The 20,778-nt window shown below is 53.1% G+C and carries 19 protein-coding genes; 10 read left to right on the top strand and 9 right to left on the bottom strand.

Annotated features, from left to right (window positions below; genetic code table 11):
* Nucleotide 1: 1 nt before the first annotated feature.
* Complete coding sequence (locus AABB29_RS06665; RefSeq protein WP_341367676.1) at nucleotides 2-3,166, bottom strand: AAA family ATPase; 3,165 nt, start codon at nucleotides 3,164-3,166, stop codon at nucleotides 2-4.
* Between the two features lie 274 nt (nucleotides 3,167-3,440).
* Here AABB29_RS06665 and AABB29_RS06660 point away from each other — a divergent pair, with 274 nt between their 5' ends.
* Together AABB29_RS06660 and AABB29_RS06655 are read left to right on the top strand one after the other, a co-directional pair.
* Nucleotides 3,441-4,004, top strand: coding sequence for an HD family hydrolase (locus AABB29_RS06660; RefSeq protein WP_341368995.1), 564 nt, complete (start codon nucleotides 3,441-3,443; stop codon nucleotides 4,002-4,004).
* Entirely contained in the window at nucleotides 4,001-4,504 is a 504-nt protein-coding gene (locus tag AABB29_RS06655; protein WP_341367677.1) for a GNAT family N-acetyltransferase, read from the top strand. Before AABB29_RS06660 ends, AABB29_RS06655 begins: the two co-directional genes overlap by 4 nt.
* Nucleotides 4,505-4,514: 10 nt before the next feature.
* Here AABB29_RS06655 and AABB29_RS06650 read toward each other — a convergent pair whose 3' ends face one another.
* Nucleotides 4,515-5,651 carry a polysaccharide biosynthesis/export family protein gene (locus tag AABB29_RS06650; protein ID WP_341367678.1) on the bottom strand — a complete coding sequence of 379 codons (1,137 nt, stop codon included), beginning with the start codon at nucleotides 5,649-5,651 and terminating at the stop codon, nucleotides 4,515-4,517.
* Nucleotides 5,652-6,086: 435 nt separating this feature from the next.
* On the opposite strand from AABB29_RS06650, the gene AABB29_RS06645 reads away from it, so the two are divergent.
* The 8 genes from AABB29_RS06645 to AABB29_RS06610 all read left to right on the top strand — a co-directional run bounded on the left by AABB29_RS06645 (nucleotide 6,087) and on the right by AABB29_RS06610 (nucleotide 12,885).
* Complete coding sequence (locus AABB29_RS06645) at nucleotides 6,087-8,066, top strand: EAL domain-containing protein (protein ID WP_341367679.1); 1,980 nt, start codon at nucleotides 6,087-6,089, stop codon at nucleotides 8,064-8,066.
* 58 nt (nucleotides 8,067-8,124) lie between these two features.
* Entirely contained in the window at nucleotides 8,125-8,736 is a 612-nt protein-coding gene (locus AABB29_RS06640) for a ribonuclease D (RefSeq protein ID WP_341367680.1), read from the top strand.
* On the top strand, nucleotides 8,736-9,704 hold the full coding sequence (locus tag AABB29_RS06635) for a KpsF/GutQ family sugar-phosphate isomerase (RefSeq protein WP_341367681.1): 969 nt from the start codon (nucleotides 8,736-8,738) through the stop codon (nucleotides 9,702-9,704). The genes AABB29_RS06640 and AABB29_RS06635 overlap by 1 nt, the downstream gene beginning before the upstream one ends.
* A gap of 2 nt (nucleotides 9,705-9,706) precedes the next feature.
* A complete protein-coding gene (locus AABB29_RS06630) occupies nucleotides 9,707-10,306 on the top strand; it encodes a hypothetical protein (RefSeq protein WP_341367682.1) in 600 nt (199 codons plus the stop codon).
* Between the two features lie 28 nt (nucleotides 10,307-10,334).
* On the top strand, nucleotides 10,335-10,820 hold the full coding sequence (locus tag AABB29_RS06625) for an LptA/OstA family protein (protein WP_341367683.1): 486 nt from the start codon (nucleotides 10,335-10,337) through the stop codon (nucleotides 10,818-10,820).
* Complete coding sequence (lptB, locus tag AABB29_RS06620) at nucleotides 10,820-11,581, top strand: LPS export ABC transporter ATP-binding protein (RefSeq protein ID WP_341367684.1); 762 nt, start codon at nucleotides 10,820-10,822, stop codon at nucleotides 11,579-11,581. Before AABB29_RS06625 ends, lptB begins: the two co-directional genes overlap by 1 nt.
* A 235-nt stretch (nucleotides 11,582-11,816) precedes the next feature.
* A complete protein-coding gene (hpf, locus tag AABB29_RS06615) occupies nucleotides 11,817-12,392 on the top strand; it encodes a ribosome hibernation-promoting factor, HPF/YfiA family (protein WP_341367685.1) in 576 nt (191 codons plus the stop codon).
* Nucleotides 12,393-12,420: 28 nt separating this feature from the next.
* Nucleotides 12,421-12,885 (top strand): PTS sugar transporter subunit IIA, encoded by a 465-nt coding sequence (locus AABB29_RS06610; RefSeq protein WP_341367686.1) that lies wholly within the window; start codon nucleotides 12,421-12,423, stop codon nucleotides 12,883-12,885.
* A 9-nt stretch (nucleotides 12,886-12,894) separates the two neighbouring features.
* Here the strand turns inward: AABB29_RS06610 and AABB29_RS06605 are convergent, their stop codons facing one another.
* From AABB29_RS06605 to cysQ, 7 genes are all read right to left on the bottom strand, one after another.
* On the bottom strand, nucleotides 12,895-14,328 hold the full coding sequence (locus AABB29_RS06605) for a sulfotransferase family 2 domain-containing protein (protein WP_341367687.1): 1,434 nt from the start codon (nucleotides 14,326-14,328) through the stop codon (nucleotides 12,895-12,897).
* Nucleotides 14,325-16,028, bottom strand: a complete 1,704-nt coding sequence (locus AABB29_RS06600) for a beta-1,6-N-acetylglucosaminyltransferase (RefSeq protein ID WP_341367688.1) — start codon at nucleotides 16,026-16,028, stop codon at nucleotides 14,325-14,327. The genes AABB29_RS06605 and AABB29_RS06600 overlap by 4 nt, the downstream gene beginning before the upstream one ends.
* Complete coding sequence (locus tag AABB29_RS06595) at nucleotides 16,025-17,035, bottom strand: glycosyltransferase family 2 protein (protein WP_341367689.1); 1,011 nt, start codon at nucleotides 17,033-17,035, stop codon at nucleotides 16,025-16,027. The genes AABB29_RS06600 and AABB29_RS06595 overlap by 4 nt, the downstream gene beginning before the upstream one ends.
* Nucleotides 17,036-17,073: 38 nt before the next feature.
* The gene (locus AABB29_RS06590) at nucleotides 17,074-18,111 is read right to left on the bottom strand and encodes a glycosyltransferase family 2 protein (protein ID WP_373636838.1); all 1,038 of its coding nucleotides are present in this window, start codon (nucleotides 18,109-18,111) and stop codon (nucleotides 17,074-17,076) included.
* A gap of 8 nt (nucleotides 18,112-18,119) precedes the next feature.
* Nucleotides 18,120-19,013, bottom strand: a complete 894-nt coding sequence (locus tag AABB29_RS06585; protein ID WP_341367692.1) for a UTP--glucose-1-phosphate uridylyltransferase — start codon at nucleotides 19,011-19,013, stop codon at nucleotides 18,120-18,122.
* Nucleotides 19,014-19,135: 122 nt separating this feature from the next.
* Nucleotides 19,136-19,936 carry a 3-deoxy-manno-octulosonate cytidylyltransferase gene (gene kdsB / locus AABB29_RS06580; protein ID WP_341367693.1) on the bottom strand — a complete coding sequence of 267 codons (801 nt, stop codon included), beginning with the start codon at nucleotides 19,934-19,936 and terminating at the stop codon, nucleotides 19,136-19,138.
* Complete coding sequence (gene cysQ / locus AABB29_RS06575; protein WP_341367694.1) at nucleotides 19,936-20,733, bottom strand: 3'(2'),5'-bisphosphate nucleotidase CysQ; 798 nt, start codon at nucleotides 20,731-20,733, stop codon at nucleotides 19,936-19,938. The genes kdsB and cysQ overlap by 1 nt, the downstream gene beginning before the upstream one ends.
* Nucleotides 20,734-20,778: the final 45 nt, after the last annotated feature.

Here is a 20,778-nt window from a genome sequence, read left to right as displayed (position 1 = left end):
CTCAGGCCAATTCGGCCAATGCTCTGTTAATGCGTGTCAGCATCGGCGATTGGCCCGCGGTTTCTACCACAACCCGTGCTTTTGACAGGTGGGTGCGCGCAAGCTGCTTTTTCTTCTTCGCCTTATATAAAAGGCCCATAATCATATCGCAACGCGCTATGAAATGACCCTGATCGTCGTATTGTGGATTCAGGCGGATTTCTTCGATCATCCGGGTCAGACGCTTTTCACCGAACAGACGCACCTTAAGGATAGACCTCAGATTGCGGATCAAAACAGCCAATGATCCACCGCCTTCGCCGGTCAAAATAGCCAAATAAAGCTCGCATAAAAACAAGCGTGCCCAATCCGCCGAAATCTGAGACCCTTCATCGGTACGTTTCTGGACTGCACCTTCGATCTGGCGCAGGCCCTCGGCGATATGCCCGCTCATCGCATAGGCAACGCCAAGCATGGTTGCGGGACCAAAGGTGAACAACGCCCAGCCTTTATCGTCACAAGTGTTGATATGCTGATCGATCATCTCGATCGCGCCGGGTTTTTGCAGCGGCACCATGGCGGCCAGGCGGGCGGCATCTGCGATAGCAGTTTCGAATGGCACCTTTGACACTTTCCGCGCCGTTTGCGCCTCGCGGAATGCTAGGTCATGGTCGTCCGTCACCATCGCGATCAAAGCTTTCATCGCAGTGCCGTAGCCCAGTGACCGGGGATCGTCATTTGATTTGCTCGCGGCGATCATCCGATCAGAGGCGGCATGCGCCTTTGCAACCCGGCCTCGGGTCAACTCGTTCCAGCCCAATGTCGCAAGAAAGTAATTTTGGATATAAGCGTCCTGAAGACGTTCCAAATGCGTTTCAATCTGCTGTGTTTTTGCTGCGAATTCCTCATTCGTGATCGGTGAAAAATAGATCGACACCGATAGTTCGTTCACCATCGCGTAAACCAATGAGGTCGGGTCACCCAGGCGCTTGGCCATTTCTGTCAGTTCTTGCTGAACCCAATAGGCCTGCCGGTATTTGGCATTACAAATCAGACAAGACACATAGTGATGCAGAAAAAGGGCATGGTCAGGACTATCACCAACCTGCGCCAACACAGGTCGCACCGTTTCAGCAAGCTCTATGATCTGATTAACGCGCAATGAAATATTTGCACACAGCGCGTAACTTGCCAGAAATGCCGCAAATTGTTCCTTTGGGGCGCAATCAGGATTATCTTGGTACAACGTCAGCGCCGATGCAAAATACTGGTTGGCTTCATCCAGTGAATAGACGCCTAAACTCTTGTCGCCAGCCATCACGATGTAACGGAACGCCTTATCGCTGCGGTCTGTCTGCCCGTAGTGGAATGCCAAAGTTTCGGCTGTTTCCTGTAACCGGTTGGAATTGCGGACCTCAAGCGCGTCTGCCACAGCCAAATGCAGCGCCACCCGATCTGCTGAAACAAGGTTCTGATAGACCGAATCCCGCAAAAGAACGTGCTTAAAGATGTAATCCGACGAATTCTGCTCCCGGTAGACAACGTCTTGCTCTTGCAGCCGCGCGAGCGTCGCGTCGATACCCTCGGGTTTGTTCAAAAGCTCTGATACCAGCCCAGGGTTAAACCTGCGCCCGATCACCGAAGCCGTTTGCAGCAGCTTTTGATCTTCAGGCGTCAACCGCTCTAACCTGGCGGTAAGCAGGCTACGCATGGTGACGGGCAAATCGCGCGCGCTTTGCTGCGCATCAAATTCCACCTCACCGTCACTGATACGCAGCGATCCCTCATCTAGCAGGAAGCTCAGTATTTCTTCACCGAACAAGGGGTTTCCGCCCGCGCGTTCATTCAATTGCGTTGCAAGCGCCTCGGGCAGGTTTTCAACACCCAACCGGTTTTGTGCGAGATGGGCAATATCGGTCGACCCAAGCGGGCGAAGTGCGATCGTTTTGGCTAGCGGATCACCCAGCCAAGGCGGCGCATATTCCGGGCGGCGGGTCTGGATGATCAGCAGGTTTTTGAAGTCGTCTTGTTGGATCAAATTATGCAAAAGCTCTTCTGAGGCCGTGTCGATCCAATGACAGTCCTCCAACAGCAAAATGACTGGCTGCAACGCGCATTTCGCTGCCAATAGCTGCGGCAATAATTCCCGTGTGCGCAGGCCAATCAAAACACTATCGAGACCATCAAGAACACCCGCAGGCGGTTTCAGTCCCAACAGGTTCAGGAGAATGGCCAGATGAACGTCAGAATGACAGTCACAAGCATGCAGTCCGGATATAAGCTTGCGCTTGACCTCGTCAGGATCGTCGGCGTCCACGATCCCAAACATCTTGCGCGTGATTTCCAGGATCGGCAGGAATGGAGTTTGCTGCCCGTCCGCAAAGCAATAGCCGGACAAGACAAGCGGATCATCGGCCAACGCATGTTGCATGAATTCGAAAACAAGGCGGGTTTTACCAAGGCCAGGTTCAGCCACGATATCGAGCACAGAAACGCCATATGCAGACCGGGCGAGCGCATCACACATCAGGTCCAGCTCGGTCTGCCGTCCGACATAGTCGCTAAGCCCCTGCGCCAAAGAGGCATCAAACCGTGTCGAACGATCCCGCACCGACTGTAGGCTCCAGAGATCTTCCGGGCTTTCAAGACCTTTGATCTGACGGGCCCCAAAGGGCGAGATATCGGTCACCCATTCAACCAGGCGCCGCGTCGTGTCGCATAACAGGGTTCCACCTGCTGGCGCCAATTGTTCGATCCGGGATGCCAGATTGACCGTGTTGCCTACGGCCGTTGTGGGGCCGTCATTGCTTTGCACCGTCGCCATCACGACAGTACCGGAACTGATACCAACCCGCATCGCTGGCCTTACACCAAAACGCGCCTCGATATCATCCGCAGACGATTCAAACGCCGCATGAATCGCCATCGCCGCGCGACAGGCATGAAGTGCAGGTTCTTCAAGCGGTTCCGGTATCCCAAAAAGCGCCATGATGCTGTCACCCGCGAAGTCACGGGCGGTCCCGCCATGGGCCTCAACAGCTTGCACCAACGTTTCATAGACCATTCGGACAAAATGCAGCGCCTGTTCTTCGCCCAAATCAGCAACCATGGCAGTATAGCCGACCATATCGGCGAACAGGACGGAAACCTGACGCCGTTGGCCTTGACCAACCAAGGGATCACTCATTGTGCTGTTGTTGCCCTCCATGACAAAGACACGTCTAACTCAGCTTGATCCGACCTACCAGCACTGTCAGAGCAATGAGTCATAGGAATGCGTCGGTGTCACTCTTGCGCACTTCGGACACCCGAAAATCGGTTCACCGGCGCCAAGGCACGATTTTTTTCAACGGCCTACATACCCCAACTTTGCATTTGCGCCTCGGCAGCAGACGTGCACATTAGCCTGAATTTATCTGGAATGATGCGGTGGTGTAGACGTGACACGTGCTTGGCAGCGAATGCTTTCTGGTCGCAGACTTGATCTTTTGGACCCGACTCCGATGGATATCGAAATTGTCGATATCGCACACGGCCTTGCCTTTGTGGCGCGCTGGAACGGACAAACAAAAGGCGATTATGCCTATTCTGTCGCCGAACATTCATTGTTAGTGACCGAGATTTTCTGCGCCCAAAACCCCAAGGCGCCCGTGAAGTGGCAATTGGCTGCGTTGCTGCATGATGCGCCTGAATACGTGATCGGCGACATGATCAGCCCAGTAAAAGCCGCCGTTGGCCCTAGCTATGGTGCATTGGATGAAAGGCTGACCGCCGCCATACATCTACGATTTGGCCTGCCCGCCCAGATACCGGCGACCGTCAAGCGCCAGATCAAAAAGGCAGATAAACTATCTGCCTGGCTTGAAGCCGTTCAAATCGCGGGCTTTACCATTGATGAAGCTAACAAAATTTTTGGCAAACAAGACCCTATGCTGACCAAGAAATTACACATTCGTTTAAGACCCCCGATGGAGGTACGCGATGATTTCACAGCGCTGCATCAAAAATTGATGGAGGCACTATGATCATTCGGCCAGCAACAGCTGCGGACGCACCAGATATGGTCACGCTCCTGAACGCCATCATTGAGGCAGGCGGCACCACGGCACATCAAACGCTTTTTGATGAAACGACGATGCTGGAACACTACATCGAGTCCGACGGGCTTATCAGCTGCCTGGTCGCCGAGATAGAGGAGGTCGTTTTAGGCTTCCAATGGCTGCGTTGGGCGAAACCCGAACAAGACGGCGTCCCAGACGATTGGGCGATCATTGCCAGTTTTGTTGCAAATCGTGCCGCTGGCAAAGGGGTGGGGCAACATCTATTCAAAGCGACAAGGACCGCTGCCAGCCAAGCTGGCGTTGCCGCAATAGATGCGACAATCCGTGCCGATAATACCCCGGGCCTGCGCTATTACAGCGGTCTTGGTTTTGTCGATTACGACCGACTGACCGGCCTTGCTTTATCAGATGGAACGATCGTTGACAGGATACGTAAGCGTTTCGACATCTCGGTCTCCAGCTAGGGCCGGGCCCCTAATTGGCCACGGCTATACCAGCCCCGCTTGTGATCAAAGAGGGCACCAATTGCTGCACTACCCGATTCCAGCGGGTCACGGGCTGCTCGGCGACAAAGATGATATCATTCGGATAAAGATTGAACCGCGTAGCCAGAGTCAGATTGGCGACGTTGCGACCATCTAATTGCCATGCTGTCACGTCACCAGCACCGGCATCGCGCAGCACATAAATCTGTGATGGGTTTCCCGTCTCCGCAGAAAATCCGCCATTCGCATATAGCCCATCCGCCAGTGTCATCTGGCGTCCAAAGGGCATGGCTTGCCGCCCCGCATTGGTGACTTCGCCAGTCAGATAGATATAGTCCCTTGGAACCGCATCCAATGCGATCAAATCCTGAAAACCGCTACGACGCTCGGTCAGGGTAGCTTGGCGACGGTCAATCTCGGCATTCAATTCAGCCAAGGCTTGCTGGCGCGCCTGTTGACGAAGTTGGGCCACCGCAATCTGTTCTTCGAAAAAGGCCTGCGCTTTCTCCAACGGAAAGCGCGTGTCGACAAAAATACTATCGCCATCTTGTAAAAGCAATTTTTGCAGCTCGGGGCGGCTCAGATAATCTTGCATCGGTATCTGATAAAGCCCGCCATCACGGTACATCCGAATAGACGTATTGGTCAGATCCGCCGTCGCTATGCCCCCCGCACGGGCAAGGGCCTCATCCAAATGAAGCGGGGTAAGCGTAATGGGCAAAACGGCGGCATTGGCAACTGCCCCGCCTAAAGATACGCGGGCGGCTTTGAACTCGGCAACTTCAAGGCTGAAAGTCGGCTCTACCAAACGCTCGGCCATCTGCTGAAAAAGCCGGGCTTCAGCTTCTTGTAAGGTCAAGCCAGCAACGGTGATCCGACCCAAATCATGTATTGCTATCGCGCCATCATCTTGGACAGCATAAGTCTGTACAGGATCACCACGAGATTGCGAACCAACAGGGTCATTCTCAGCACGAACCATACCGGGCCGAACCACCCGCACAATATCGCCAATCCCGATGCGATAAGGGCCGGGATCCGAAATTGGGGGAAGACGCGCTGCGAGCGGCGCAGGCGGCGCGCCGGCTTGGCTCGGCTCAGGCAGAGCATCAAAACGGGGCGTCAAAATCGGGGTGCCCGCAGCTTGTGAAAATGCTGATGGAACCTGTTTTGGTTCATAACTCTGCCGATTCGCCTGTTGCAGTGATGTTGCGCTGATCGGCACAACCCGAACATTTTGACCGACTTGGGGTGATACGTATGCAACGCCACATGCGGTCAACAGCAGCAGGCTAAACAATACAAAACTGTGAAATAATGACCGCACAATCAGACCAAACCTAACTCTCTTCGCCCCGTGGCAAGACTGCGTCAATATTGGTTAATTAAGCCTTAAACCGCTTTTGCTCTTACAAGATCAAAACGGGGTCAACTGTACCTTAATAAATCTACGCAATGTTTAGAGGGTTAAGTCACTGGGGTCCGCTTAATGCGATTCATGCGATCACTCTCGCGCCGGGTTCACCGACGCCTTCTCCAGAGCAATCCGGAACGATTGTGGGTGCATTACTCTGTCGCATTATTCATCATTTTTGGCCTGCTTTTCGCGACAATCACAGTCAACCGCATCTCTATCGAACGCAGTGCTGCAGCAACAGAAATCATCAAGACGAGCACTGCACAGGTTATCCACGGACACGAAGTACTGTTGCTTACAGAAAACATATCGACAAACAACACATCCGACCTTCATGATTTGGCCAAACTAGCGATTAGGCTAGAGACGGCCCATTTCGGAATGATGTCTTCCGGCATCTGGTCGGATGATCTGCAGGCGCTTTACTTTGAAGACCGGCAACCGCTTCATCGAATGATGACTGACTTTATCCAGATGTCGCGGCAGTTTTTAGATGCCGATCCAGACCAAAGGGATCAACTCCTAACAAAGCTGATCGCATGTTTTGAGCAGGAGGGGTTAGAAGAAGCCCTTCTATCGGCAGCGTTCCTTTTTGAAGAAGCCGCAAACGCGGATGTTCAGGCACTGACAGTTTTGCAGCGCAAACTCTTGATCGCAACGATTGTAGCTCTCATCGTCGAGGGGATCTTTATCTTTACGCCGGCCCAACTTGTCGTCAATTCGAACATTCGCAAATTGCGACATCAAAGTGATGTCCTGCGCGGTTCTGAAGCGGCGCTACAATCTGCAAACGCTAAGCTTGAATACATCATCAATCACGACCCGCTCACTGATCTGCCGAACCGAAGCTGCCTAATGGCCTATTTGGAAAACAGCATTTCGGATGGAACCGTGGGCGAGTTGGGTATCCTATTTATCGGGATTGACGGCTTTAAATCCATCAATGATGAGGTCGGGCACGAATACGGGGATCGCGTATTGATCACCGTTGGAAACATTCTGCAAAGCTGCATCGATGATGATCATCTCGTCGCACGTGTTGGCGGCGATGAATTTGTCCTTGTGACAGATGAACCACCCAAAGCGCTGGTTGATCGCGTCCGCGCGTCATTCGCCGATCCTCTCGAGATTGGGGGGCGACGACTGCCAATCGTCACGAGTATTGGCTATCTAAAGCTAACGGAAGCCCATCAAGACCCATTTACAATCTTGGCCGATGTTGGTCTGGCGCTGCAATACGCAAAAAATGAAGGCGGCAACAGATCACAACCCTTTGAGCTGACCCTTAGGGACGAAATTGGATCGCAAAAACAGCTTCAGATTGAATTGAGCGATGCAATCAAAAACGGAGAAATCGAACCCTGGTTTCAACCGCAAATTCGGCTGTCAGACGGGCGATTACAGGGTGCTGAAGTCTTGGCAAGATGGCGGCACCCAAAACATGGGCTTCTCACCCCAGATAAGTTTTTACCAGCGGCCGAGCGTGCAGGGCTGACCATCGATATGGATCATTGTATTTGGCGCCGGGCTATGGATCTCGCCAATAATTGGGGGCGTACAAACATTTGGCGCCCATGTATCTCTTTAAACGCCGCACCCGACACCATTGCGGACCCGCATCTGATGGAACGTTTCTTATTGCAACTTCAACAATCCGGTCTCGACGTCAACCAGGTGGTCATCGAAGTGCTTGAGACAACGCTGATCAACGGAGCAGATGACATGGCCGCCATCAATATCGACAGCCTCGCAGAATGCGGGGTGGCATTGGAACTTGACGATTTTGGAACGGGCTACGCATCGCTATCCAAACTCACTCAGCTTCCGCTATCTGGCATCAAACTTGATCGTTCACTCATCGCGCCACTACCGGACCAGAATGCCGACAGCGTCGTCCGGGCGATTCTCGCTCTTGCTGCGGAACTTGGGTTTCACGTCATCGCAGAGGGTGTGGAAGAATCTGTTCAAGCAGAGCATCTAAAAAGTCGCGGCTGCACATTGGCACAAGGCTACGGCTACGCCCGCCCGATGCCGCCAGATGACTTTGAACAATGGCTTGCCCAAAACGCAAATCGGGCTTTGGACGCAGGCGGTGAACAACCCACACAAGCATTGCGGGCTTGAGCATTACACCGGCACAGCATATCTGATTTGGGAGTAGACCTGTAAATGAAAGCTCTAGATGGCTAATTTTCTTTACCAAAATGATCTGCCTGACGGACTAGACCTTGGTCCGATTGTAGCGATTGACTGCGAAACCATGGGGCTGAACCCGCATCGGGACCGGTTGTGCCTAATCCAAATGTCCGGTGGCGACGGGAATTGCCATTTGGTGCAAGTTGCCCAAGGACAAACGCAAGCACCAAATCTATGTGCAATGCTCGAAGACCCTCTGGTATTGAAACTGTTCCATTTCGGCCGATTTGATATTGCTGCGTTGCTAAACACATTTGGTGCGCTTGCCGCACCAGTTTATTGCACCAAAATCGCATCGAAACTCGTGCGGACCTACACAGATCGGCATGGCCTCAAGACGCTCCTGCAAGACATGCTGGGCATCGACATTTCGAAACACCAGCAACAAAGCGACTGGGGAGCACCAAAGTTGACAGAGGCGCAGCTCGACTACGCGGCATCAGATGTACTCTACCTACATCAGCTCAAAGATGCTTTTGAGACATTACTGGCACGGGAAAACCGTGCGGATCTGGCGCAATCATGTTTTGATTTTTTGCCAACTAGGGCACAACTGGACCTCGCTGGCTGGCCTGAAACAGATATCTTTGCGCATTGATGAAAAAGCCCTCAAAATATCTCACAACCGCGCGCAAGGTAATTACCCAAGAATCAGACGCGCTTGTCAAACTTGCAGCCCAGCTGGACGAAACATTCGACGACGCGATTGAGCTGCTGCTGCAGGCAACGGGCCGGGTTATTGTTTCTGGCATGGGGAAGTCGGGCCATATCGCCAGAAAGCTCGCGGCGACTTTAGCCAGTACTGGAACACCAGCCCATTTCGTACATCCCGCTGAGGCCAGCCACGGTGACTTGGGGATGATGACGAAAGGGGATGTCGTCATCGTATTGTCCAATTCAGGCGAAACGCCGGAGTTGGCCGATTTGGTTGCTTATACAAGACGCTTTGACATTCCGATGATTGGCATCGCAAGCAGATCAAACAGTACCTTGCTGCAGCAAGCCGATATCGCCGTTTTGCTACCCAACCTCGGTGAAGCTTGTGGTACTGGTGTTGTTCCGACAACATCGACGACCATGACATTGGCATTGGGTGACGCTATTGCAGTAGCACTGATGAAGCATCGCGACTTCACCCCGGAAAAATTCCGCGACTTTCACCCAGGCGGGAAGCTTGGGGCACAATTGTCAAAAGTTGCCGACCTGATGCATCATGAAGACACAGTACCGCTTGTGCATGTCGATACACCGATGAGCGATGCTCTGTTAGAGATCAGCCAAAAGGGTTTTGGCGTCGTTGGCGTTTTGGACGATCATGGTGGTTTAGCCGGAATTGTCACCGATGGTGATCTTCGGCGGCATATGGATGGTTTGCTCACCCATAAAGCGGGCGAAGTGATGACGAAAGGCCCCACAACAGTGCGTCCAGATGCGCTCGCCGAAAAGGCTCTTGCTGTTATGAACCAACGCAAAATTACATGCGTCTTTGTGACCAATGCGGATGACAGCGGACAGGTGGTCGGCATCCTTCACATTCATGACTGCCTACGTGCCGGGATTGTCTGATCATGGGCAACGCCGACAACCTTTATTCAATGTGGGTAGGGTGGGCTAAAATTGTCTTGCCGCTGTGCGCCTTGGGGTTGTTATCCACGCTCTTCCTATTTGCACGCGGCCAAAACGAGCCAACAGACATCGCCTTCGCAGAGGTCGAGGCAATAGCGCAAGAACAGCGCCTTTCGCAGCCGCGCTTTTCAGGTGTCACTGAAGAGGGTGCTATCCTTTCGGTTTCCGCACGCAATGCAACACCAAATGACGCAAACCCCGATACGGTCAGTATCAATGAAATGCTGCTCCGCATGGATAACCCCGACGGCAGTTATGTCGAAGTCACTGCGCCGCTGGGCGAATTGGATGGCCGCGAAAAAGTCGCCCGTTTCTTAGGTCTCGCAAGACTACACACCTCGACGGGGTATGAGATGGAGACCAACGGCCTAATCGCCGCTCTGGACACCGGGGTCGTCAAATCCGATGGTTTGCTCGAAATTCGGGCACCGTTTGGCGAGCTGACTGCTGGCATGGTGACATTTCAGGTTACTTCTGAAAATACAGGCCAGCAGATGCTATTCACCAACGGCGTGAAACTGGTGTATAACCCGCAGCAGTGACAGCGCAGGCGACAAAAGGTAAAAACCAGTGTTTCGACAAATTTTTGGGATCTTGCTCGCCTGCATTCTTGGGGCTGGCAGTCTTGCCGCACAAACGAACATCGATCTTGGTGGAATAACGGTTGATACCTCAGCCGCGATTGAGGTGTCAGCAGATTCTCTTTCAGTCGATCAAGACACCGGACGGGCGATTTTTTCGGGAAATGTCATCATCGGTCAGGGTGATTTGCGGTTGCAAGCAGGAAATGTCGAAGTCGTTTATGCTGCCGATACCAGCGATATCACCCAGTTGATCGCAACCGGGGACGTGACGTTCGTCACCGCAGACGAGGCAGCCGAAGCGCAATCGGCAAACTATGATGTTGTGACAGGAATGCTCTTGCTGTCGGGTGACGTACTGTTGACCCAAGGCGCCAGTGCGATTTCTGCGGAGACCATGAGGATCAATGTGACCGACGGGACTGCCACCATGGAAGGCAGGGTCCGGACAGTGCTGCAGCAAGGCGGCAACTGATGGAAGCCAGCCCAAACCTAAGCGTCCAAGAAGGCGATTTTGGTCTACACATTGTCAATCTACGCAAAAGCTATCGGAAACGCCCGGTTATTCGCGATGTCAGTATCGATCTTGGCCGCGGTGAGGTTGTTGCCCTGCTCGGGCCCAACGGTTCGGGAAAGACCACCTGTTTTTATTCAATCGCTGGCTTGGTGACACCCGAAGGCGGAAAAGTCATCATTGATGGGCGCGAGATTACGGCGCTACCAATGTATCGGCGCGCGCAATTAGGTATCGGCTACCTGCCACAGGAAATGTCAATTTTCCGTGGCATGACTGTCGAAGACAACATCATGTCAATCCTTGAGATCGCCGAACCTGACCGACATCGCAGACGCGAACGGCTTGAGGCTTTGTTATCAGAGTTTTCTGTCGAACATTTGCGGCGCGCATCTGCTGTGGCGCTTTCGGGCGGGGAAAGGCGCCGTGTCGAGATTGCGCGCTGCCTGGCTGCGGGCCCCAAATACGTATTGCTGGATGAACCATTCGCCGGGGTTGACCCGATTGCCGTTGGCGAGATTCGGCATCTGGTGGCTGACCTGAAGAACAGGGGGATTGGGGTGCTGATCACCGACCACAATGTGCAGGAAACACTGCAAATTGTGGATAGGGCATACATTCTGCACGACGGAAAGGTGCTGATGAACGGCACCACTGAAGAAGTCATTCAGGATGAGAATGTGCGCCGGGTCTACCTGGGTAATAACTTCCGTGTAAATTGACAAACAGTCGGCGTTAACCACTGCATCATTGACAAAGCAGGGTGATTCATCGCCAAATATGGGTGATGACTAACCCGTGTCCTTCCACTGATACTGCGCTGGCAATTGTGCCCGTGTGTGGGGATCAGCGAAGCTTTAACGGGCTGTTATCGTTTTTCAATCACCGGGATAATGCGCTCTAGCCCCCGAGCCGGAGGCGTTTGCGCATGCCCGATCAAATCAAACTGGAGAAACGATGCGGTATCAAATCAGCGGCAAACAAATCGATATTGGCGAAGCCCTGCAATCCCATGTCAGGACTGAGCTGGACGAAATCCTAAAAAAGTACGCAGGACGCCCCACTGATGCCAATGTTGTCTTTTCTAAGTCTGGCCATGAATTCGTGTGCGAGACGATCGTTCATCTATCGACAGGTCTGACTGCGCAAGCAACAGGGAAGGCGAATGAGATATACGCCGCTTTTGATGGCAGCGGCGAAAAAATGGACAAGCAATTGCGTCGTTACAAACGGCGTCTTAAGGATCATCACAGCGGTCGCTCGCAACCAGTTGAACTTTCGGATGCAGGGTCATATATCCTCGAGCCAAGAGACGAGTCGGATGAGGCGACACATGACACTGTAAACGGCATGATCGTGGCAGAGATGGAGACCAAGATCCCCTCACTGTCCGTCGGCGAAGCGGTGATGCAAATGGAAATCGCGAGTGCGCCCGTGCTTGTCTTCCGCAATGAGAAACATAACGGAATCAACGTCGTCTACAGACGAGACGATGGAAATATTGGTTGGATTGACCCACGCATATCGGGTTGACCCCGACGCTTGGTGAAAGAAACGGCCCATGGAAATTGGACAGATTTTGCAGCCTTCTGCAGTGAAAACGATTTCGTCGTGCACCAGCAAGAAGCGACTGTTTCATGATTTGGGCGAATTGGCTGAAACCAGTTATGGATTGAACCCATCCGCCGTCATTGACGCGTTAATCCAACGCGAAGGTTTAGGCCCAACGGGTGTGGGTCAAGGCGTTGCCTTGCCCCATGCGCGCATGGCGGATGCAACCGATGTCAAAGGTATCTTTCTGCGCTTAGAAAAAGCTCTGCCATTCGATTCTGTGGATCGGCAGCCTGTCGATCTGATCTTTGCGTTGATCGCCCCGGAAAATGCGGGCGTCGATCATCTTAAAGCGCTGGCGCTGGTATCAAGGACGCTGCGCGATAACGCAATTTGCGCTAAGCTGCGCGCCAATAGCGAACCGGCAACGCTCCATACGATTCTAACGGAATTTCAGCCGTCGCAGGCTGCCTAGGGTCAAGACCTAGCCCCAGGCCTCAAATCCAAATACATCATAGTCGCGCTGATAGGCCTCGCGCGCGGCACGTTCGAGTTCCGCATCATAAATAGCCGCAAGCCAGCCTTCATGCGGATGGACAGCATCGATAATGTCCGGCGCGTCTTGAAGACCGACATCATTTGCCAGATCGGACAAGCCAGCCGCCAACATGTTTTCGCGCAAAATGACATCCGGCAGCATAAATTCTGCCATGCCCTGCAGACAGGTCAATTGACCCGCCCAAGCCGGATCGACGCGAATGGCTGTCTGCCCCGATAGGTTATTTCGCAAAAAGGTCAAAAAGGCCAAAAACGCCATCCGATGCGCCGCAACATCATAGCCTGATGACTTCTGCAAATTCGGACGTTGTTCAGGGATCGGCAACTTATGAACCCGGCGCAGGTTCGCGCGGATCTCACGAAAACTGCCAGGACCATCCTGCAGAATACGGTCGCAAAATGCGGCATGCGCACGGGCAAGCGGATGACGCAATACAGTAAAGCTTCGATGGCCGGGCGTGTTGCGCTGCCATTGGCGCAGCGTCTTTTGCGTGAATTTATTCTGCAACGCCGACACATCAACTTGATCAAGGTTAGCCAACCACTGGGAAACCGCCGCTTCCGGCCCGGACTGCAACGGCATGTAAACCAGTGGTGCCTGCGCTGCCGCGATATAGGTTCGTATGGCCGGTCCACGCCGCGGCTCAAAATGGGGCGTGCGTGACAAATCAAATCGGTCAAGCTGGCCCAGCGCCTCTTGCATTTGCGTGAAATTCGCAACCCGGTCCTCCAGCGGTTCAGGGTTTTGCTTTTTTAGCTTCCGATTGAGGTTCGACAGACGCGCATTCACACCCAAGAACGCAGCCAACCCATTGATCACATCAATATCGCGTAAATCGTCATAGGTGATGTAAAAGGCCGTCTGTCCCGTCGTCTGCAACACCCGGAGCACACGGGTTTGAAACGCCTGCAACTGCTCTAAATGGACCGTAAACTCTTCTGGGTCAAAGGTGATCTGGTGGCTTTTCGCATGGGTTGCGTTTGTCAGTTTCCATTGTCCGGTTGCTTGCGCGGTTTTCCAACTGACAAAGCTATCTACGGGATTGCGCGTCAGAATAATCTTAGCACAGTGTTTATCCTGCAAGCAGGGTTGAAGCACCCGCTGATCGTGATTGTGAAAATAGCGGAACCCACAAAGTTCTTCCTGGTCTTGCACTTTGGTCAGCAACGCCAGTGGATCAGCCTCGCGCGCGTCAAGCGTCATGCCAAGAACATCATCTGTTTTTGGGTGACCAATGAATGCGGGGTTAAAAAGTTCGCCCAAGCAACGCACACCAGCCAGATCATTCAGGTTAGATTCAAGAAAATTGGACCCCGTACGCATTTCGGCCAACATAATGAAAGAACGAAACTTGGTCATTTTCCGCCCACAACATAAGGCTTTGGCTGATCAACATCATTGCTGCTCCGCTGCGTCTGCCCGGTGAATTCACCAGTGAGAAAAGGATGCATGCCCTGATTTTTGAGGTCCTGCAGAAACCCAGCCAAACCACTTAAATCCGCCATCTTTGGTACCTCCGTGACGGCTTGCCCGCGATGACCGGCAATATCGTCAATGATGTCCTGCAACATATCCATGGGAGATTGCATGAAATCAGCCAGTGTTGTGATCTCGATGCGCGCACGGGTGTGACTAGAGCGCAGAATTTTCAAAAACTTGTTTTCGATCCTCTGCAACCGGGCCGCTTCAGCCCGCACATCTGCAGCTGATCGACCAGACAAAAATAACGGCACCGCCCAAGCACCTGAGACAACCCAAATGCGCGCTTGCGCATCTTTGGCAATCATCCATCTGATGTCCTGGCTATCAGCTGGCCCAAATTGAAAACCATGGGTTTTCTCTCGTCCGGCCCATAGCAAATTCGTCAAAAACATTCGGCCATTGTAATCACGCAAGCGTGCATTGTCCGACAATGCGCCGCGATAAGTTGACGCCTCATCCGAGAAATGCACGCGGTCCTTTGCGAACAGATGCCCATGTATCTCCGCACCACTACGTCGCGAGAGCCAGTCGGTGAAATCCGGAAACAGGTCATCCAAACCCTGAAAAACCGCATAAGGCGTAGCTGCGATGCCCTTTTCCCGATCTGTGTTCGGAAAGCGGCTTTGCATGAATAACCCTTGCCGCCCATTCAACCGCCTATCCACCGCGCTTGCAAAAAGGCGATCAATCGTTGCCGGGGCAGGTTCGGTTTGCGCCGGTACCGATGGGATCTTGACGGGAAAGGTTGCATATAGCTCATCAGCATGGGGCCAGATTTTGCGCGCCACAAAACAGCCTGACCGCAATAGCAATTCGCGATGATCATCGTAAAAGATATGCGGCTTGCCCTGAAAATCAAATTTAGAAAGCGTCAGCGAACGGCTTTCAATCTTCCTGGCATGGCAGCGCGATAATGTCTGATAATAGCTTTCGTCAGGGATCCAAACCAGTTTGAAATAAGCGTCAAAGCGCTTGCGCCGCGGGTCATTCAAGATCGCCTGCAAGGTGCTGCGTGTCAGGCACCACCATTGCGACCCCATATGCGGCACAATGCCTTCGGGAATGCGGCGCCTTAACCTGACCAGCTGTTGCACCTGGACATAACGATCAAACAGCCAACGCTGCCTTTTCCACGAAAAAGGAAACCGCAGGGTAAAACGTTCACGATCAAGGCCGCCAACAGTCCAAGGCACATCGGCCGTTGTGGCGCTTTCGATAAAATCCGTATCGGGACGGGCATCCAAATATGCCCGCAACTCAGCGATTGGGCGCAGTGGCAAACAGGACCCTGACGCGAGAAAGGCATGCCGAACATCGGGAAACTGTTCCAGCAGCAAGGTTGAGGCAGCCTGCGATGCCGCGACAAGGCCCCAACCACCCCACTCACAACGGTGTCGCTTTGAAAAAAGAACGTGGTCCAGATCTGACAAAGCAGCGACAAAAGTATCATAAGTGTGCCGATCAACATCCTTGTCGACATGCACGACAACCGGGCACCCACCGGCGACCCAATGGCGCACCGCCTGCTCGGCCCGATCAAATGCGGTATGAACCAACATGACAACGCCAACGCTCATGCCCAATTTCCCTTGGACATCAGGCCTAAAATCTCAAGTTGGCGCCAGTTGATATATTGCTCGCTCCATTGCGACCAGAGGTCCGGTGCGACGCCATGCTCGGCTATGTAGGATTTGTATTCTTGACCCCGGCCGTAATGCTCTGCGCGGGCGACCTCCTCAGTCGCGCGATCAGAAAACGTGTTCAGGAACTTCGCATGCAACAAAATACCCGACGCTTTCTCGCCACCTTGTTGATCATAAACAAGGTTCAAGCCGCGCGGCAAAATCATATGGGTCGAGCTGACATAAGCATAGGGCCGGCGCCACTTCACGAACGGCACTTTATTCAACGCCGGGGCTTTTTTGGGCTTGTCTGCAAAAAACATGCGTGCGCGTGGACCGCCTTGTATCCACAGGTTACGCATAAGTCTGTTGCGGCTCATGATATAGTTGCCCGGATCAAACCAATTTGCGACATCCAGCGGATCTGCCCCCCGCTTATAAACGGCGTCCGTGACAGGCCCCTTTGGATACATATCCAAAAGCATCGCGCCAAAAGAACGCACTTCTGAGGCATCAAGCCAATCTGCAAGCGCGCGGATAGGGCGCGTATCGCAAAATGGGTAGACAAAGAATTCATCAACATCGACCGTCAATGCCCAGTGCCCGTGGGCATATTTGCCCTGCAACCACGTGAGCCAATCAATACCATAGCGCGAGTCGCCATAGCCCGCAGTCGTTGACCAAACGGATACATCCGGTTCAGCGGCAACATATTCCAAACCGCCATCATCACTATTGTTATCAACAAATAAGAAATGGTTGATACCCAAGCTGCGATAATACTCCAGAAAATATGGCAGGCGAATATCTTCGTTCCGAAAGGTACAAAACAGAAGGATATCATCCGGCCTAATTTGATCTGTGCGATCCTCAACAGGGGTCAGTTCGCGCGCTTTGCGGCGGGCGCGCAATTTCCAGCGCCTGCGCTGCAATCGAAGCCGATATGATGTCCAAATGCCCAAGTATTCGTTACCTGCCCCTATTTCTATCTGTTGTCACGTCAGCCCCAGTCACCCTTTGACATCAGGCCAAGATCAATCAGCTGCTGGGCATTCTTATACAAATATGATTGCGGGGACCACAGCACCGGGTTTTCGGTCAAAGCACGGTGATAATCGACATAAACCGCGCTGTTTTCAAAATGCTGGGCGCGGTCGATCTCTTCGGCTGATTTTACACCGATATTCGGCAAAAATTTTGTATGAAGCAGCACACCAGTGACCTTGCGGTCTGTCTTTTTATCAAAAACATGGTTCAGATACCTGGGCAGCATTTGGTGGGTTGAACTGACATAAACATGACGCCAATGCCACCGGACCAGAGGCGTCTTGCTAAGGGTCGGGGATTTCTGGGGGTCACCAGCAAAAAACACACGTTCACGGACCCCGCCCTGAATCCACAAGTTGTCAAAGATGGGATGCTGGCGATGACGGTAGTTATCCGCATCAAACCAAGACAGCGTTTCGATCGGATCTTGATCCGGCTGGTAGTCCACATCAGCCAAGCGACCCTTGGGATACATATCCAGCATCAACGCCCCAAAAGAGGTAATATCGCGCGCATCCAGCCAGTCTGTCAGTGCAGGCAGACCCCTGGTGTCGCTGTCAGGATAGATCAGCAATTCATCCGCATCGACTGTCAAACACCAATGGCCGCTGCCAAATTGCCATTGCAACCACCCCAGCCAATCCATGCCAAACCGTGCCAGCTTATAACTATGTGCGGTGGTCCAAAGCGAAACATCCGGCTGCGCGGCCAGAAACGCGGTCGTTCCATCATCACTGTCATTATCAACAATCAAAAACTGCGTGACGCCCAACTTGCGATAATGCTCTAAAAAATAGGGCAATCGCAGCATTTCGTTTCGGACGGTCGCAAAACATAGAATAGCATCATCTGCGATTTGCGCGGTTCGATCGAAAACGGCTGTTATCTGATGGCGCTTGCGCCAGATGCGCCACAGCAACCTGCGGCGCTTCCAACGCAAGCGGTAGCTAAACCAGAGCTTTGACAAATAGCTGTCGCCGGGACCGCGCAATGTACGCCTTACTGCGCGGCCTGCTGGAACGTTTTGATTTGCGCCAGATATTCACTGAACTCATCGCGCAGATCATCCCGAGCAAGCGCAAAGGCCACCGTCGCCTGCAGAAAACCAGCCTTGGATCCGCAATCGAAACGTTGTCCGTCAAATCGATAGCCAAAAACATCGCGGCCTTCGGCAATTTCCTTGGCAATCGCGTCAGTCAGCTGAATTTCACCGCCCGCGCCGCGCTCAATCGTATCAAGATTTTTCAGTACTGCGGGTGTCAGAATATAGCGCCCGATGACGGCCAAGTTAGACGGCGCTTTTCCGGGCGCTGGCTTTTCGACCATGCCTTTCACACACATCAAGGGCCCGTCGCTGCGTGAGATATCCAAAATGCCGTAAGATGATGCGCGTTCTGGCGAAACCTCCATGGTGGCGACCATGGCGCCACCCGTTTCTGCGTGGGCCTCAACCATTTGCTGTAAACAGGGGGTTTCAGCTGCGATGACATCATCTGGCAGGATCACCGCAAAGGGTTCATCCCCAATAAGTTTGCGCGCACATGACACCGCGTGACCCAAACCAAGCGGCTTGTGCTGGCGCATATAGGCAATCGCGCCGCTATCCATATTGGTGTCGCGCAGTGTATCCAAAAGTGCAAACTTACCACTGGCCTCCAGCGATGCCTCAAGATCAGGGGCAAGGTCGAAATAGTCTTCTAACGCTGACTTTCCGCGCGATGTCACAAAGATAAAATCCTCAATCCCGGCGGCGCGTGCTTCGTCAATCGCGTATTGGATCAACGGGCGGTCCACCAAGGTCATGATTTCTTTTGGCACAGACTTCGTGGCAGGCAAGAACCGCGTACCCATCCCTGCGACCGGGAAAATCGCCTTCGTGACTTTTTTATGCATAACCGTGCCCCCAATTTAAGCTGAAAAAGTCAGTATCAATGTAACAGGGCCACATTAAGACTAAAATGGCCGGAAATCGATCACGTTACGTCGAACCCGGCTCGATTTCGCCCAATTTCCAGTCATGGATGCCCCATGTCCTTTAACATCTGTTCGATCCGAGGGACATCCTCTGGATTGTTCAGTTCCCAAAACTGGCGACCTTTGGCTTCAACTTCAACACACAGCATCTGCACACCGCGCTCTAAGAACCGCAGCTGTTCAAGCCCTTCAAGCGCCTCAAGCGGACCCATGGACCAGCCCATATAGGCACGCAGCGCCGACGGCCGATAGGCGTACACCCCGACATGATGAAACACTGGTGTTGCAGCGTCCGGCGCATATTCCTGCCCGGTGAAAGGGATGACCTCTTTCGAAAAATAAAGCGCATTGTTGTCAGTGCCAAAAACCGCGGTCGTCCCACCAACACGCCCTTCACGGCGGTCTTGCAGCAGATCATCCAGCATCGCACCGCTGGTATTCAACACCGGCGTCGCCACATCAGCATTTGGGTTAGCCTTTAAGCCGTCAACCAAATCTTCGATGAACCACGCTGGCGTCAGGGGAGCGTCACCTTGCAAGTTGACAACGATATCATAATCCCCGGCAACATGTGCCAAGGCCTCCGCGCAACGCTCGGTTCCGTTTTGGCAAGTCGTTGCGGTCATCACGACCTTTGCGCCAAAGGCTTCTGCAGCGTCGGCAATTCGGGTATCGTCCGTTGCAACGACGACCTTATCGGCGCCGTCAACCTGCATTGCAGCTTCCCAAGACCGCTGAATAAGGCTTTTGGCTTCACCAGTGCTGCCGCGCAATTGTGCCAACGGCTTGCCGGGATAGCGTGATGACGCATAGCGTGAAGGAATAACGATCAGGACAGACATCAGGGCATTTCCAACGCAACACCAGGCGCCAAAGCGATGAAATAGGGGTTTTCGAAGCCGGGCTTTCCATAGTTGAGCGTGGTGTGGTCATCAAATCGCACCACTTGGCCGCCCGCACCAGAAAGTACTGCGTGACCGGCGGCTGTGTCCCATTCCATCGTGCGGCCAAGACGCGGATAAAGATCTGCCTCACCTGCTGCGACAAGGCAGAATTTCAACGATGAACCAGCGCTTTTCATGTCGGTGACATTGTATTTGCCGATGTAATCATCCGTCGCCTGATCACGGTGCGATTTGGATGCAACAACCAACAGGCCAGCATTGTCAGGTTTGCGCACGGTCATCGGGGCAACCGGCCCCACGCTATCGTCAGCAAAATCGCCAATTTCTTCGACCGATTGTCCAGCCGGATCCGTGTAGAACAACCGTCCCTTCGCAGGTGCATAGACAATGCCACGGACAGGTGTCCCATCCTGAACATACGCAATATTCACGGTAAATTCGCCCCGGCGTTTGATGAATTCCTTGGTGCCATCTAACGGGTCAACAATAAGAAATGTGTTAACGTCTTGTAGATGGGACGCGGCTTGCTCTTCGGTGACAAGCGGCACATCGGGAAACGCTGCGCGCAAGCCTGCACTGATGATCTGATCTGCTGCTTCATCGGCTTCGGTCACGGGGCTATCATCTGTCTTGGCGCGGACATCAAAGTCATCCTTGGCGTAAATCTCCATGATCTTTTCGCCTGCTTGCAACGCCAGCGTACGCATGACCTTGGTGAGTGTTTCATAGTCCATGCTAGATGTTCCTGTTGTTGAAAATAAGCCGCGCGGCCCTTATGG

This window comes from Yoonia sp. BS5-3, from assembly GCF_038069655.2.
Taxonomy (GTDB): Bacteria; Pseudomonadota; Alphaproteobacteria; order Rhodobacterales; family Rhodobacteraceae; genus Yoonia; species Yoonia phaeophyticola.
Note: the sequence above shows the minus strand (reverse complement) of the source record. Positions and strands in the feature narration are given on the sequence as shown.

Coding starts and splice junctions, on each gene's coding strand:
- AABB29_RS06610 (WP_341367686.1), top strand. CDS start 12,421: ATGGAAATTGGACAGATTTTGCAGCCTTCTGCAGTGAAAACGATTTCG.
- AABB29_RS06600 (WP_341367688.1), bottom strand. CDS start 16,028: ATGAGCGTTGGCGTTGTCATGTTGGTTCATACCGCATTTGATCGGGCC.
- AABB29_RS06630 (WP_341367682.1), top strand. CDS start 9,707: ATGGGCAACGCCGACAACCTTTATTCAATGTGGGTAGGGTGGGCTAAA.
- AABB29_RS06640 (WP_341367680.1), top strand. CDS start 8,125: ATGGCTAATTTTCTTTACCAAAATGATCTGCCTGACGGACTAGACCTT.
- AABB29_RS06585 (WP_341367692.1), bottom strand. CDS start 19,013: ATGCATAAAAAAGTCACGAAGGCGATTTTCCCGGTCGCAGGGATGGGT.
- AABB29_RS06665 (WP_341367676.1), bottom strand. CDS start 3,166: ATGAGTGATCCCTTGGTTGGTCAAGGCCAACGGCGTCAGGTTTCCGTC.
- AABB29_RS06635 (WP_341367681.1), top strand. CDS start 8,736: ATGAAAAAGCCCTCAAAATATCTCACAACCGCGCGCAAGGTAATTACC.
- AABB29_RS06660 (WP_341368995.1), top strand. CDS start 3,441: ATGCTTTCTGGTCGCAGACTTGATCTTTTGGACCCGACTCCGATGGAT.
- cysQ (WP_341367694.1), bottom strand. CDS start 20,733: ATGGACTATGAAACACTCACCAAGGTCATGCGTACGCTGGCGTTGCAA.
- AABB29_RS06655 (WP_341367677.1), top strand. CDS start 4,001: ATGATCATTCGGCCAGCAACAGCTGCGGACGCACCAGATATGGTCACG.
- kdsB (WP_341367693.1), bottom strand. CDS start 19,936: ATGTCTGTCCTGATCGTTATTCCTTCACGCTATGCGTCATCACGCTAT.
- AABB29_RS06605 (WP_341367687.1), bottom strand. CDS start 14,328: ATGACCAAGTTTCGTTCTTTCATTATGTTGGCCGAAATGCGTACGGGG.
- lptB (WP_341367684.1), top strand. CDS start 10,820: ATGGAAGCCAGCCCAAACCTAAGCGTCCAAGAAGGCGATTTTGGTCTA.
- hpf (WP_341367685.1), top strand. CDS start 11,817: ATGCGGTATCAAATCAGCGGCAAACAAATCGATATTGGCGAAGCCCTG.